14 protein-coding genes and 1 tRNA gene are annotated in these 13,252 nt (G+C 61.6%); 7 read left to right on the top strand and 8 right to left on the bottom strand.

Annotated features, from left to right (window positions below):
- Both ACP15O_RS03750 and ACP15O_RS03745 read right to left on the bottom strand, forming a co-directional pair.
- Positions 1 to 2,112 (bottom strand): FAD-dependent oxidoreductase, encoded by a 2,112-nt coding sequence (locus ACP15O_RS03750; RefSeq protein WP_425094698.1) that lies wholly within the window; start codon positions 2,110 to 2,112, stop codon positions 1 to 3.
- A 311-nt stretch (positions 2,113 to 2,423) separates the two neighbouring features.
- A complete protein-coding gene (locus ACP15O_RS03745; RefSeq protein WP_425094697.1) occupies positions 2,424 to 2,963 on the bottom strand; it encodes an acyltransferase in 540 nt (179 codons plus the stop codon).
- A gap of 925 nt (positions 2,964 to 3,888) precedes the next feature.
- On the opposite strand from ACP15O_RS03745, the gene ACP15O_RS03740 reads away from it, so the two are divergent.
- From ACP15O_RS03740 to ACP15O_RS03720, 5 genes are read left to right on the top strand one after another with little or no spacing between them, the layout of a single operon-like run.
- A complete protein-coding gene (locus ACP15O_RS03740) occupies positions 3,889 to 4,275 on the top strand; it encodes a hypothetical protein (protein WP_425094696.1) in 387 nt (128 codons plus the stop codon).
- A gap of 40 nt (positions 4,276 to 4,315) precedes the next feature.
- Positions 4,316 to 5,023, top strand: a complete 708-nt coding sequence (locus tag ACP15O_RS03735; protein ID WP_425094695.1) for a hypothetical protein — start codon at positions 4,316 to 4,318, stop codon at positions 5,021 to 5,023.
- 28 nt (positions 5,024 to 5,051) lie between these two features.
- The gene (locus tag ACP15O_RS03730) at positions 5,052 to 5,639 is read left to right on the top strand and encodes a hypothetical protein (RefSeq protein ID WP_425094694.1); all 588 of its coding nucleotides are present in this window, start codon (positions 5,052 to 5,054) and stop codon (positions 5,637 to 5,639) included.
- A complete protein-coding gene (locus tag ACP15O_RS03725) occupies positions 5,636 to 5,890 on the top strand; it encodes a hypothetical protein (protein ID WP_425094693.1) in 255 nt (84 codons plus the stop codon). The genes ACP15O_RS03730 and ACP15O_RS03725 overlap by 4 nt, the downstream gene beginning before the upstream one ends.
- On the top strand, positions 5,880 to 6,662 hold the full coding sequence (locus ACP15O_RS03720; protein WP_425094692.1) for a terminase large subunit domain-containing protein: 783 nt from the start codon (positions 5,880 to 5,882) through the stop codon (positions 6,660 to 6,662). Before ACP15O_RS03725 ends, ACP15O_RS03720 begins: the two co-directional genes overlap by 11 nt.
- A 365-nt stretch (positions 6,663 to 7,027) precedes the next feature.
- Here ACP15O_RS03720 and ACP15O_RS03715 read toward each other — a convergent pair.
- Together ACP15O_RS03715 and ACP15O_RS03710 are read right to left on the bottom strand one after the other, a co-directional pair.
- A tRNA-Thr gene (locus ACP15O_RS03715) sits at positions 7,028 to 7,103 on the bottom strand.
- 45 nt (positions 7,104 to 7,148) lie between these two features.
- Positions 7,149 to 8,810, bottom strand: a complete 1,662-nt coding sequence (locus tag ACP15O_RS03710) for an ABC transporter permease (RefSeq protein ID WP_425094691.1) — start codon at positions 8,808 to 8,810, stop codon at positions 7,149 to 7,151.
- A 106-nt stretch (positions 8,811 to 8,916) separates the two neighbouring features.
- Between ACP15O_RS03710 and ACP15O_RS03705 the strand changes: the two genes are divergently transcribed.
- Positions 8,917 to 9,792 (top strand): hypothetical protein, encoded by an 876-nt coding sequence (locus ACP15O_RS03705; protein ID WP_425094690.1) that lies wholly within the window; start codon positions 8,917 to 8,919, stop codon positions 9,790 to 9,792.
- 6 nt (positions 9,793 to 9,798) lie between these two features.
- Here ACP15O_RS03705 and ACP15O_RS03700 read toward each other — a convergent pair whose 3' ends face one another.
- Positions 9,799 to 10,059 carry a DUF2312 domain-containing protein gene (locus tag ACP15O_RS03700; protein WP_425094689.1) on the bottom strand — a complete coding sequence of 87 codons (261 nt, stop codon included), beginning with the start codon at positions 10,057 to 10,059 and terminating at the stop codon, positions 9,799 to 9,801.
- A gap of 152 nt (positions 10,060 to 10,211) precedes the next feature.
- Here ACP15O_RS03700 and ACP15O_RS03695 point away from each other — a divergent pair, with 152 nt between their 5' ends.
- On the top strand, positions 10,212 to 10,427 hold the full coding sequence (locus ACP15O_RS03695; RefSeq protein WP_425094688.1) for a hypothetical protein: 216 nt from the start codon (positions 10,212 to 10,214) through the stop codon (positions 10,425 to 10,427).
- 5 nt (positions 10,428 to 10,432) lie between these two features.
- On the opposite strand, the gene ACP15O_RS03690 is transcribed toward ACP15O_RS03695, so the two are convergent.
- The 3 genes from ACP15O_RS03690 to ACP15O_RS03680 all read right to left on the bottom strand — a co-directional run bounded on the left by ACP15O_RS03690 (position 10,433) and on the right by ACP15O_RS03680 (position 13,221).
- A complete protein-coding gene (locus ACP15O_RS03690) occupies positions 10,433 to 12,484 on the bottom strand; it encodes a 3-hydroxyacyl-CoA dehydrogenase NAD-binding domain-containing protein (protein ID WP_425094687.1) in 2,052 nt (683 codons plus the stop codon).
- Positions 12,485 to 12,623: 139 nt separating this feature from the next.
- On the bottom strand, positions 12,624 to 12,839 hold the full coding sequence (locus ACP15O_RS03685; protein ID WP_425094686.1) for a hypothetical protein: 216 nt from the start codon (positions 12,837 to 12,839) through the stop codon (positions 12,624 to 12,626).
- A gap of 58 nt (positions 12,840 to 12,897) precedes the next feature.
- A complete protein-coding gene (locus tag ACP15O_RS03680; RefSeq protein WP_425094685.1) occupies positions 12,898 to 13,221 on the bottom strand; it encodes a TraR/DksA family transcriptional regulator in 324 nt (107 codons plus the stop codon).
- Positions 13,222 to 13,252: the final 31 nt, after the last annotated feature.

Here is a 13,252-nt window from a genome sequence, read left to right as displayed (position 1 = left end):
CTAGAACGCATAGGATGCGAGTACGTGGAAAAGGATCAGCACCGGCAGCGGCCAGAGTGCCAGGATATGCAGCCATGTCGGCATTTTGCGAGGCGGTTTGCGGGCCGATCCAATACGCCGGGCACGCAATTCGTGATCGGCCCCCGTGGCCAGCCCCGCAACCGATCCGATCAGGATCGCGCCGATAAAGAAGACCGCCAGCGCCAGGTTCCAGCCGCTGCCCAGATTGAACCCGGTATGGGCAAACAGCCCCGCCAGCGTGGCCAGGCCAATGCCGATATGCACCAGTCTCCAGCCATCGAAACCGCCCAGCCGATCCATGAAACGGAACCGTTTGCGCAGCCCGATGGCAAAGGCCATCAGCGTCAGGCCCAACAGGATGAACCCGCTGTATTGCTTGACAATATTGTCCTGCCACAGCCAGACGCGCAGGCTGTCTGGATCATAAGACGTGGGCAGCGGCACATAGCCCAGCAGGATCGGCAGCAACGCCGCCAGGCCCGCGATCGCAGACAGGGCCAGCACAGGTTTCCACAACGGCATCGGCGCGGGCTGGGCGCCGGCGTCGATCATCTCGGCCAGCAGCGGCACGCAGGTTCCGCACACGGTGCCCGCCCCGGTCTGAGCGCTGATCTCGGCCGGGGTGGCACAGCCCTGGGCCATCGCCCCGCGCACCTGCCCGCAGGTCACGCCGGTGCAGTTGCACAGGGTGGCGCTGTCGGGCATCTCGTCTGCGGCATCGTCGCTGACCGGCCAGATCAGCCCCTGCCTGCGAAACCGGAACAGCATCCACGGATAGACCGTTGCGCCCTGCTGCACCGCATCCTGCACGCGGCTGGCCTGATCCCATTTGCCAACGGCCAGCGCCCCGACGATCCGGCCCCGGTCAATGAAAATCCGACGATAGAGATCGCCTTCGTGCCAGACATGGCTGCGCACGTTGGGCTGCACCTCCAGCTGCTCGATCTCTCCAACCGAGAACACCTCGGCCCCGATCACCTTCAGCTTGGTGGTGGGGGCGGTGCCCTCAAAGACGGCCTCTTGCCCGGCGATGACCTGCGCGGCCACCTGCGCCTGCGCATAGCCCGGCCCGACCAGGCCAAACAGCTGACCGCGATGTTCGGCGCATTCGCCAACCGCATAGATCGACGGATCGCTGGTCTGCATCCGGTCATCCACGGTAATCCCCGCGCCGATATGCAACCGCGCGGCGCGGGCCAGCTGAATATTGGGACGCACGCCGGTGCAAATGATCACCGTATCGCAATCCACCCGCATTCCATCCGACAGCATCAGGCCGGTCACGCGCGTCTCGCCCAGGATTTCCCGAACCGCGACCCCGGTGCGCACGGTGACGCCCAGTTCCTCGATATTCTTGGACAGCTGCGCGCCTGCCACCCGATCCAGCTGCCGCGGCATCAGGTGGGTTTCGTGTTCGATCACCGTGACCTTGCACTGCCGCTGCCGCATCCCGCGCGCGGCCTCCAGCCCCAGCAGGCCGCCCCCGATCACCGCCACATGCCGCGCCGAAAAAGAGCGCGCAATCAGCGCCGAGGCATCGTCAGCCGTGCGAAACGTGTAAACGCCGGGGGTCTCGCGCCCGGCGATCCGGGGCACGAAAGCATCCGATCCGGTCGCCAAAATCAACGTCTGATAGGGCCAGACTGTACCGGCGGCGGTCACCACATGTTTGAAATCCGGGTCGATCCGCACCACGCGCTGACCGTAATGCAACGCATAGGGAAGCTCGGTTTCCTCTTGTTCCAAAAGGGAAATATCAGAAAACTGCACGTCTCCGCCCAGCAGGGGCGTCAACCGAACGCGATTATAGGGCGTCACCACCTCGGTGCTCAGTACCGTGACCGAGCGCCCCTTTTGCACCAGTTCTTGCGCGGCCCGAATTCCCACCGGCCCTGCCCCCACAATCAGAACATCGGCGGCGGGCTGATCCGCCCGGAGAATATCGCTGACACGATCCTGATTCCCGGCCTGCGCCCCAGCCTGCCCCCCAGTCGGGGCGGCCGTGCGGGCATTATCCGGCTGCCGGTTGCTCTGCCGGTCATTCGGGGCGGTCTGAGGTAAAGCTGGCTGTGCTGCACGAGGCTGCGGCATGACGGACACTCATCGCTCTGGGCACACCGATACGGCGCGCGAATAGATCGGTTGAGCGTCATTGCCCCAGCACTTACGTGCACATGAGAACCGGCGTCGTTGCATGGTCTCGTGGGTATAGTTAGCGAACCCGGCCCCGGCACTGTCAACGCGCGCCCGGATTTTTTCTGCAAGCGCACAATCAACTGCTTGCAAATGCATCAATCACGGATTTTTTGGGCACCCGCCGCCGTCAGTTTACGCAATATGGGCATCGCAAACAGACGCATCGCGCGAATTCACGGCAGGAACTTCGCCCCAAGGGTCCATTATTATGCGCTGTCTGTCGTCCGGACGATCCGCGCAGGCACGCCAGCCACAACCGTATTTTCAGGCACATCGCGCGTGACAACCGCATGAGCCGCCACAACCGAGTTCCGCCCAATCGTGACCCCTGCCAGAATCGTCGCCTTCGTCCCGATCCAGACATTTTCACCGATCTCGATCGGCGCCGTATCAAAGCCGGTTTCGCGCGTCAGCTGCCCCGGCGCGATCCGATGGTTCTGATCGCGCAGCACCACATATTCCGCAATCAGACAATCAGCCCCCACCACGATCCGGTCCCGCGCCACGAATACCGCGCCCGCTCCGATATGACAGCGCGGGCCGATCTGAAGCGTTCCGAATTTGGCCAGCAGATCCGAGTTCCGCCCGACACGCACATCGCCCCCCAAAGAGATACGCCCGCCATCGGTGGCCTTCATCTGCACGGCTTTTTGCAGGCGCACCCCCTGCCCCAGCGCCACGCCCGCCCGAACCGTCTGACGCCACGCGCGCAAAGAGAACAGCAATTTCCGAAGCCTGCCCCGCATTCCAATCCTCTCTGCGTCCCGTGAATGGTGCCCTATCCCTACCCGCGCATCGCCCCCACGCCAAGCCCACAACGCCCCCTGACCTGACCCTGGGCCAAAACCGCGGTCCAGCGGTTGGCAGTTCATTAGTGTAAGCCGTGCCCGGTTATGTTCGACGCTGGCAAGCCAAGAGGACAAGCTTTTGCTGACTGACAAGCTGTCCCAAAGCACCAAACCCAAGAGCATACTGTCCGAAACTATCGAACTTTTGAGGGATTTCCTCTCAAGTCATTGGAGTATCTACGAAAATGTATCATTAGAAGTGCGGAAAACCATCCTAAAGACCGCTTTCAAAGCCCCATTGGCGCATGACCACCAAAACGGCCACCGAACTCCGCAAACGTCTGTAATTTTTGAGTTTTTAGCAGGTTTCACATCAAAATGTGAAATGGTGCACCTGGGAGGAAGAACCTAGAACCTGAATTCACCTCTCAGTTGCTTTCTGCATTAGAGGATTGGGCGGAGGTTCTCAAGGGTGAGCCGGAAGTTATCCACAGGTTGGGTGAGATTGCGGCTCGGGAGTGTGAGGCGGAAGAAGCCGAAGCTTCTGACGAACCCTGATCCAGGTCGATTTGCCGGAGCCTGGGTTATGAGGTGGGGCGAGGCGAAACACTCGCCAGATTTGACTGAGGGATTCCAGGCGGCCGCGAGGCAGGATGTCGCCCCTTCCAAGGCGTCGCCTCGGCGGGAGATGTCGCCTTTTGCGCTGAGGCTGACGCGCGAGGAGCGGGATCGGTTGTCCGCCAAGATGTGCTTGGGTCATCCGATTTTCGGCAACAATACAAACTCCTGCGCGAGGACGGATTTATTCCTGTCTCATGGTCGCAACCCGGGGATTTGCCGGATCACATGCAAACCAAGCTGCGCATGATGGAGAACGCGGCCAATGCAAGCTGACAACCGCGCCTGCCTTGAATGGGCCTGCCGTGTTGTCTACGGCATCGACCCCGAGATTGAGATTTATGTTCGCCGTGATGGTGTGGTCGTCTGGGATCATCTGTTCAAGATTACCCCAAACGTCAACACAACCGACGCGTCAATCGCCACGCTTGCCCAGATGATGAAATTGCATTTTGGCGGCACCAGCTTTGCCAAGTTGCGCAATGACCTGATCCGGTCGGGCGTCGGGGAAGAGTTCGCAAATCGCGTTCATGATCATTTGGTTGATGCCTCCGTTGAAGAATGGGGGCGGCTGCGTGAACGCATCCGTTGGTATGACGACGATAACGGCGCACCGATCCTTGCCACAACCACAGCATCGGGAGGTTCCTGATATGGCTCAAGGCGGTAACAAAAATTCAGGGCGTCGTGCTGTGATCGACATGCGCCCGGACAAGCAGGAGATCATCAAAGATATTGTGCTGAACCGTCGTTCGATGGTCGAAATCGCCCGTCGCATCGGCGTCGATTATTCGACCGTGCAGCGGTATCGCGACGACAAGATCACCGAAGAAATGCGCCGCGAGATTATGGCTGAAACCCGTATTCAGGGGATCGAAGCAGACACGGAGATCATCAATCAAGACCGTATGGACGTCGCCATGACCTACGAGTCATTGGCGCGGCGGGTCGAAAAGCTGATCACCAAGGCCGAGGAAAACGAAGACGATGGGTTTGCCCTGGCTGCGATGGACGGGTTGCGCAAAGTGCTGCGCGACATTGCCACTATGCAGGGCAAGCTGGCTCAGAACCTCACCGTGAATGTCACCCTCGCGGAATCCAAGGAATGGGTCACGTTACGCACAATCTTACAGGAGGTTTGCGACGAGGTTCCCGCTGCCCGTGAACCGCTGCTCCGCCGGATGCGCCACCACGTCTTGTCCGTGATCAAGGAATCCGGTGGGCCGCACATATGGTGCAGCGCCCATCTGAAAAAGTGCGGGTTGCCCTGCTATTCACATCAGAGGAAGAAGGCACCGGGAAATCGTCCTTTGCCGAGCTTTTGCGCGATCTTCTCGGAACCCAGTATTGCGCGGCGAGCCAAAACGCGAAGTCCTTCCTCGGCGACTTCAATGTACTAGCCAACCGCGCGTTCGGGAGTATCCTGATATGGCCGGGAACAAGGGCAGTGGACGCCCAAGCACGATCAACACGCATCCTGAGAAGAAGACGATCATCAAGCAGATCGTGCTCGGGGAACACGGTCTGCCCGGTGGTATGTCGAAGGCGCAGGTTGCGAAGCGTGTCGGGATGCACCCGGATTCCGTATCGCGCTACCGCCAGCAGCATATCACCGAGGAAATGGAGCGCGCGATCTTGGCCGAGGCGCGCATCGAGCCACTGGACGAGGCGACGCGCGTTCTCAACGACGAACGGATGGACATTGCGCGGACCTATGAAAGCCTCGCGCGACGTGTCGAAAAGCTGATCACCAAGGCCGAGGAAACCGAGGACGACGGGTTCGCACTCTCCGCGATGGAAGGCCTGCGCAAGGTGCTGCGCGACATTGCCACCATGCAGGGCAAACTCGCGACCAACCTTTCAGTTTCGGTCACGCTCGCGGAATCGCCTGAATGGGTGACGCTCAAATCCATCCTGCAAGCCGTCTGTGCCGAGGTGCCCGCCGCCCGCGAGCCGCTGCTTCGCCACATGCGCCATCATGTTCTCAGCGTCACGAAAGAGGAGCAGGTGCTATGACCCACCGAGATTTCGAAGGCTGGGACGAATACAGCCGCCGCCTTGCCGCCGCCACGGACGCCGGATCGCCTGAATGGGCGCGCCTGCCGCAAAGCCGCGATGTGATGCTTGCGGAAGGCGGTAAGCTCTACTTCACGGGCATTCCCTGCAAGAACGGGCATGTCTCGCCGCGCGACGGCAATCGCAACTGCACCCAATGCAGCGTCGCCAACATGCGCGCCTACTACGAGCGACAGAAGAATGCCGTTTGATGCCCTCCATGACTGGTGCGTGGGCCTCGAACGCGACCTCGATCCCGTCGCACGACTGAGCCATTGGATCGGTCATGCGCCTGATCCGTGGCAGGTTGAGGCGTTCACCACGCAGGCGTCAGAGATCGCCCTGCGCGTAGGCCGTCAGGCGGGCAAAACCTCGGTGTTGGCCGCGCGTGCCGTCGAGGAATTGCACGTCCCCGACAGCCTGACCATCTGCGTCGCGCCCGCCGAGCGGCAGGCGAAGATCATCGCACGCGAGATCGGACAGCAGCTCCGTCGCACGAATTTGGTGATCACGCGTTCAACCTTGACCGAACTCGAAATGTCGAACGGGGCGCGTGTCGTCGCGCTGCCGTCCACGTCGGACACGATCCGGGGTTATCCGTCGGTGTCGCTGTTGATCATTGACGAGTGCGCTTTCTTGCAAGGCGAGAACGGCGGCGAAGACCTGATCTCGGGCGTCCTTCCGATGCTGACGAAAGACGGGCAGGTGTTTTTCAGCAGCACGCCCGCAGGCAAAAACAACTATTTCGCGCGGCTGTTTCTCGACGCGAAACCGGGCGACGGCATCCACCGCATTGTGGTGCGCGGCACGGATATTCCGAGGCTGGCCGAAAAGGTCGAACGGATGCGCCGCACGTTGTCCGCGACGAAATTCCGCCAAGAAATCGAAGTCGAAATGCTGGCCGATGGTCAGGCCTATTTCGACCTGTCCATCATCGAACAAGCGACAAGCACAACAGAGGTAGCCATATGCCCGAAGCTCTGAATTACGAACCCGAATTAAACCTCGTCTATCTACCTGACGGTGGCCGATAGCAGTGGCCGCCAGAAGGTGAGACCGCTCACAAAGTCCGGTGGCAGCGCATAGCGTTTGCCCTTCGCCTCTATGGGCGAGAGCGGTTGAGCATATGGGCGCGTATTTTCGAACGTCTGCAACATGGTCGCGGTTGGCAAGCCTCTGACGAGAAACGATTAAACGAACATCTTCGTCAATCGTTAACCAATTGAGGTTACCAAAACGTTAACAGAATCAATGAGCGGCAAAACCCGCCTGTGTTTAAAAAATGTTTGAAAATCGCGCGCACCCCGCTGCGTGACTTCAAAATTTTTCGTTCATTTTGAGTGGCTTAATGGTGCCCCCACACGGACTCGAACCGCGGACCTACTGATTACAAATCAGTTGCTCTACCAGCTGAGCTATAGGGGCTACTCGGCGAACGAATAGTCCATGCTTTCGGGCTCTGCAAGGGCTTTAGCGACTTGCGCGTGCCAGAAGCATAACGGCGGCCAGGCCCACCAGGATGACCAGGATCGCGGCCGGTGCCGCATCGCCCAGATTTTCCAGGCTGGCCTGATCGTGCACGCGCGTGGCCAGGGTGTTGAAATTAAACGGGCGCAGCAGCAGCGTGGCGGGCAGCTCTTTGACGCAATCGACGAAAACCAGCAGCAGAGCCGACCCGACCGAGCCCCGGATCAGCGGGTAATACACCTGGCGCAACACCTGCCCCCGGCTGCGCCCCAATGACCGTGCCGCCATCGGCAAAGACGGCGACACCCGCCCCATCGCCGCATCCGCCGCACCCTGGGCAATCGCAAAGAACCGCACGCTATAGGCCAGCACCAGCGCCACGGCCGAGCCCGTCATCACCAGCCCGATATCATAGCCCGTCAGCGCTTCGATCCCGTCGGCCATCGCATTGTCCAGCGCGGCCAGAGGGATCAGGATCCCCACCCCCAGAACGGCCCCCGGCGCGGCATAGCCGATGGTTGTCAGCGGCAGCAGCAGGCGCGGCAGTTGCCGCCCGGACAGGCGCACGCCATACACCATGAACACCCCCGCCAGCACGGTCAGCACCGCCGCCAGCCCGCCCACGCTGAGCGTGTTCAGCAGCGAATCCAGCAGCTCGGGATCGGCCCAGCGTTCGGCATTTTGCAGCGCGTGATACAGGATCACTCCCGCCGGCAGCACAAAGCCCATACCGAACGGCACCAGACAGGCCAGCATCGCCACAGCCCCGGACAAGCCGGTCAGGCGGGTTTTCTCATGCGCGCGGTGGCGCGTGGACAGGTTAAAGAAACGGCTTTTACGACGGCTGATTTTTTCCAGCGAAACCAGCATGATAACCATGACCAGAACGACACAGGCAATCTGCGCCGCGCCGCCTGCGTTATTGCTTTGCAGCCAGACACCGAAAATGCCGGTGGTCAGGGTCTGCACAGCGAAATAATCCACCGTGCCGAAATCATTCACCGTCTCCATCATCACAACGGCCATGCCCGCGGCAATCGCCGGGCGCGCCAGCGGCAGGCCGACGCGGCGGAACCGGGCAAAGGCCCCTGCCCCCAGCGACATGGCCACTTCCTCGGTGGCGCCCGATTGTTCGCGAAAGGCCGCCCGCGCCAGCAGATAGACATAAGGGTACAGCGCCGCCGACAGCACGATCACCGCCGCGCCCAGGGATCGGATTTCGGGGAACCAGTAGTCCCGCGCCGAGCTCCAGCCAAAGAGGCTGCGCAGCCCGGTCTGCACGGGGCCGGCATATTCCATGAAATCGACCAGCGCATAGGCGCCCACATAGGCCGGAATGGCCAGCGGCAGCAGCAGCACCCACTCTAGCCAGCCGGACAACGGAAACCGATAGCGCGCGATCAGCCAGGCCGCCCCGGTGCCCACCATGCCCGACAAGATCCCCACCGACAGCATCAGCACGATGGTCGTGATCAGATAGCGCGGCAAGGTGGTGGACAGCAGATGCGGCCAGATATTGTCGGTCGGGTTCAGCGCGATCCACACCACCGCCAGGATCGGCGCCAGCACGATGGCCGCGATCAGGGCCGCTCCGACGGACCACAGGCTAAAGGGTTTACGGCGCGGCGCGGCGCTGGTGGGCGGTGTGACAGAGGTATCGCTCATGCCGGTTCCTTGCCCGAATACGGTTTAACTGTCCAGAAAAGACCGTATTATTGTCCCAGCCTGCAACGTATGATCGCAGGGAATGAGGACCAGTAGCAGTAAAACGATGAAAATCATCCTCCATACCGGCGTCCATGCCACGGACGAGGACCGCCTGATCAAGTGTCTGTTGAAGAACAGCGGCCTGCTGTCGCCGCGCAATACGGCTGTGCCGGGGCCTTCGCGCTACCGGGCGCTGATCCGCGACACGCTGGCCGCCATGGACGAAGGCCCCCTGGCCCCCGACGCCCGCGATCTGCTGCTGGATGCGATCATCGAGGGCGACAGGCCCGAACGGATGATCCTGTCGAACGATAATTTCTTCTGCGTGCCGAAGGCGGCGGTGTCCAAGGGCTCGCTCTATCCCGGTGCCGAGACGAAACTGGCCAAATTCTGCGAACTGTTCGGCGGCGATCAGATCGAGCTGTGCATCGCCCTGCGCAACCCGGCCACCTATCTGCCGGCGGTGCACGCGATGTCCCCTGCGATGCCGTTCGAAGAATTCCTGGCCGGCTCGGATCCGCTGGGGCTGCGCTGGTCGGGGCTGCTGACGCGTCTCCGCCAGGCGCTGCCCGATCTGCCGATCACCGTCTGGAGCAACGAGGACACGCCCCTGATCTGGGCCGAAATCCTGCGCCAGATGATGGGCCTGCCCGCGGGCGAGAAAATTTCGGGCGGGTTCGATCTGCTGACGGAAATCATGACCCGCGAGGGAATGCAGCGGTTCCGCGCCTATCTGAAAACCCATCCCGTCATGTCGGACGAACAGAAACGGCGGGTGATTTCGGCGTTTCTGGATAAATTCGGCCGCCCCGAGGCGATCATCGAGGAACTGGACGTGCCCGGCTGGACCGCGCCCTTTGTCGATCATATCACCCTGCAATACGAAGAGGATCTGGACGCGATCGCCCAGATCCCCGGTCTGCGGATGCTGACGGCCTAGGCCGGGTCAGCTCATTCCCAGCGCTTCTTTGTACATCTCCAGCACCGCCTCTTCCTCGGCGATGTCGTCCTTGTCGCGCTTGCGCAGAGCGACGATCTTGCGCATCACCTTGGTGTCATAGCCGCGCGATTTGGCCTCGGCCATGACTTCTTTTTGCTGGTCGGCCAGGTCTTTTTTCTCGATCTCCAGACGTTCGAACCGTTCAATGAACTGGCGCAGCTCGCCTGCGGTGACGCGATAGTTTGCCTCGGTTGTTTCGTCGTTCATGATCTGCCTCCGGATTTGATTTGCCCAGTTCCCTACCCGCCCCGCCTGCCAGCCGCAAGTCCGCCTGCGGGCGAGATGCGAAAATGCGCCGCGTTGCACAGCCCCGCGCGACCTGATAGCGCATCCCCCAAAGAAAAACCCAGAGGGACAGCATGGACATTCTGATTTGGAGCGGCGCCGTGATTTCGGTCGTGGGGCTGCTGGGGCTGGTATACTGCATTTTCCGCGTGGCCCGTGCCAAACGCGCCGGGCTTAGCGACGTCGAGCTGCGCGACACCGTTAAGAAAGTCGTCCCGATCAATCTGGGCGCGCTGTTTTTGTCCATCATCGGGCTGATGATGGTGATCTTGGGCGTGTTTCTGGGCTGACCGGCTTAGTCGTCGATGCGGCGGCGATTGCGCCCCACCGCGTTCAGCACGTCCAGGCGGTCTCCGTTTCGGATCAGGGTTGCGATGCCCGGATCCGCCGCAAAAAGCCGTGGCGCTACATCCGCAAAAGGCCTGGTTGCGTGCACCAGGGTGAACAGCCCCGCACTGTCGGCAGCCTGCATCGGGCCGCCGCGCCAGGCCGGGAACCCATACAGCCGGATCATCACCAGGTCGATGTCCGAGGGCCGCAGCGCCCCCCCTTCGCGCAGCAGCCGCGCGCCTTCGTTCATCATCGCGCCCAGACACAGGTGCAGAATCGTTTCGTCTGGCACGGCCCCGCTGCCCGCGCCCAGAACCGGCTTACCGGCGTCCCAATCCAGAAAACCGTGCCCCGCCGCGCGCCCTTTGCGGCCCTCTAAGATCAACTGCTCAATCCGGTTAAGGTGTTGCAACGCATATGTATTTTTCTGATGCAGCTGAGCCGCGCGGCGCTGGATGATTTCCAGCCCAACGCTGTCCATCGCCGCGAAAACGCCCGCCCGCAGACCATAGCGTGACAATACCGTATCCACCTCGGCCGGGTGCGCGCCCAGGCTCAGCGCGAAATCCGCAGCGTCCCGCAAAGCGGCGATCATGCGCGCGCCGATCCCGCCGCCGCCGCCACCCGCGCGGATCGGCAACACGCCGATTTTGCGGAGCGCATTTGCCGCTGTCACCACAGCCGAGGGGCTGGTCTGCGCCGCCGGGATCAGCTCGGCCAGAGCCGCCCCCGGCACCGTATGAAACCCCATCAACTGCCCCGCCCGCCCCGAGGCCCGCGCGATCGGTGCCACCGGCAGGGTTCCGGAATGGCTCAGCATGACCGTCGCCGCCGGCAGCACCGCCTCCATCGCGGCAAAAACCTGCGCCTTGGTTTCGGCATTGTCGGCCACGGCCTCGATCAGCAGATCGGCCTGAGACATGTCCCGCAAAACCGTGGTCTGCGACAGCTGCGCCAAACAGGCGCGCAGGGTTTCCTGATCCGTACCGGACGCGGCCAGGCCCGATTGCAGACGGGCCAGCGCGGTCTCTATCGCCTGGGCGTTTCGTTCGAACCAGATCACCCGGTGCCCCGCCAAAAGAGCCGCCTGCACCAGCCCGACCCCCACGGATCCTCCGCCAATAATCCCATATTGATCAACGGGTTGTGGCTTGGCCTTGACGGCTTCTGGCATGTTGGGCGCGCGGCGCTGCGCCAATTGGACATGCAGCAAACCCTGAGCATATTCCGAGCTTGCGCAGTCCTGAAACGCCACGGATTCAAACTCTTCGGCCAGATCAAAGGGCAGCAGAAGGGCCCGCTCGACACAATCAATCAGGCGCTCTTCGGGCAGGTGCGCCTCAGAGCCCAACGCGGTGCGGCACTCGGACAGGGCTGTCTGAAACGCCACCGGATCGGCCAGCCCATGCTGCCGGTCACGGGTGCGCTGAAACGGGAATTCCTTTTCAATCAAACGGGTTAGATAGGCCAGCGCCGCCTTTTCCACCCCGGTCTGGACCAGTTCATCGGCCAGCCCCTCGACCCGCGGATGCGTCACCGGCACCACCTGCCCCGACAGCATCAAGGCCAGCGCCCGGTCCGCCCCCAACAGATGCGTCAGCCGCTGCGTACCGCCGCCCGACGGGATCAGCCCGACCGCAATATCGGGCATTCCCACTTTCGTTGTCCGCAACGCCACGCGCGCATGGGCCGCCAGCGCCAGTTCAAGCCCCGCCCCCGAGGCCACGCCGAACAGCGCCGCCACGACGGGTTTGTCCATATCCTCGATCTGCCGGCACAGCTGGCGCAAATCGGGCTGGCCCGCGCGCATATCGGGGGCGGCAGCGTTGAAGCCGGTGGAAAACAGCCCCTCTGACCCTGTCAGCACCACGCCCGCAATCTGTTCATCCGCAGCCAGATCCGTGAAAACCTGGGACAGCGCCCCGCGCACGACTGGCCCCAGAAAGTTCCGGGGCGGGTTCATCAGCCGCACAATCGCGACGGGGCCGATTTTCTCGATGGATAGTTTTTCACTCACGCTCTGACCTCATCACACGGGCGCAGGGACATTCCCACACGGATAACCCCTTCGGGTTATTGTGCAAAATCCGCCCGGTGAATGGCAAGCCCCGCGCCCAAAATAGGCCGCGCCAAGGCCCGGCCTATCCCGGAATCAGTCAAATCGGCATATTGTCGAAACGATCTTCGATTTCTTCCTCGATCGCCTGCGAATCCAGATCCTGAAGCCGCGCGGGAATCGCCAGACCGGCGGCACGCATTTTCTCGACAGTTTTATGCAATTCCTGCCGGATTTCGTGGCGCGTCTCGTCCGTTGCCTGAGCGATTTCCTGTTCCAATTGTGCGATCAGTTCCTTGAATTTTTGTTCAGCCATGTCCTGTTCTCCGTCCTTTCCACCACTTCTGCTCCCGGATTTCGCATCCGGAACAGCGCTAGGCCGCGCTGGCGCAGGTTTTACACAACGGGGCTGCTGGCAGAACGCTCAGCCGCTCCTGTGAAATTTCTTCACCGCATTTGACACAATAGCCGTATTCCCCCTCGCGAATACGCTGCAACGCGGCGCGAATGGCGCGGATCTCCTCTTGGCCCGCATTGCCCAGCGATTCCAGCACCTCATCGCCTTCTCGCTCGGTGGCCAATTCCTCCCAGTCTTTGGAATGCGGGGCCTCCAGCTCATCTTCGATTTCGTGCAGGCGCGTGTCCAGTTCGGCCAGCCGTTTCAGCAATATCCCCTTGAATTTTGCTACATCTTTCATCGCGGTTCCTCCTGAATGCGACCAAGATTTG

Source organism: Youngimonas ophiurae (nom. illeg.) (assembly GCF_049803795.1).
GTDB lineage: Bacteria > Pseudomonadota > Alphaproteobacteria > Rhodobacterales > Rhodobacteraceae > Thalassobius.
This window is presented reverse-complemented; position numbering and strand designations above follow the sequence as displayed.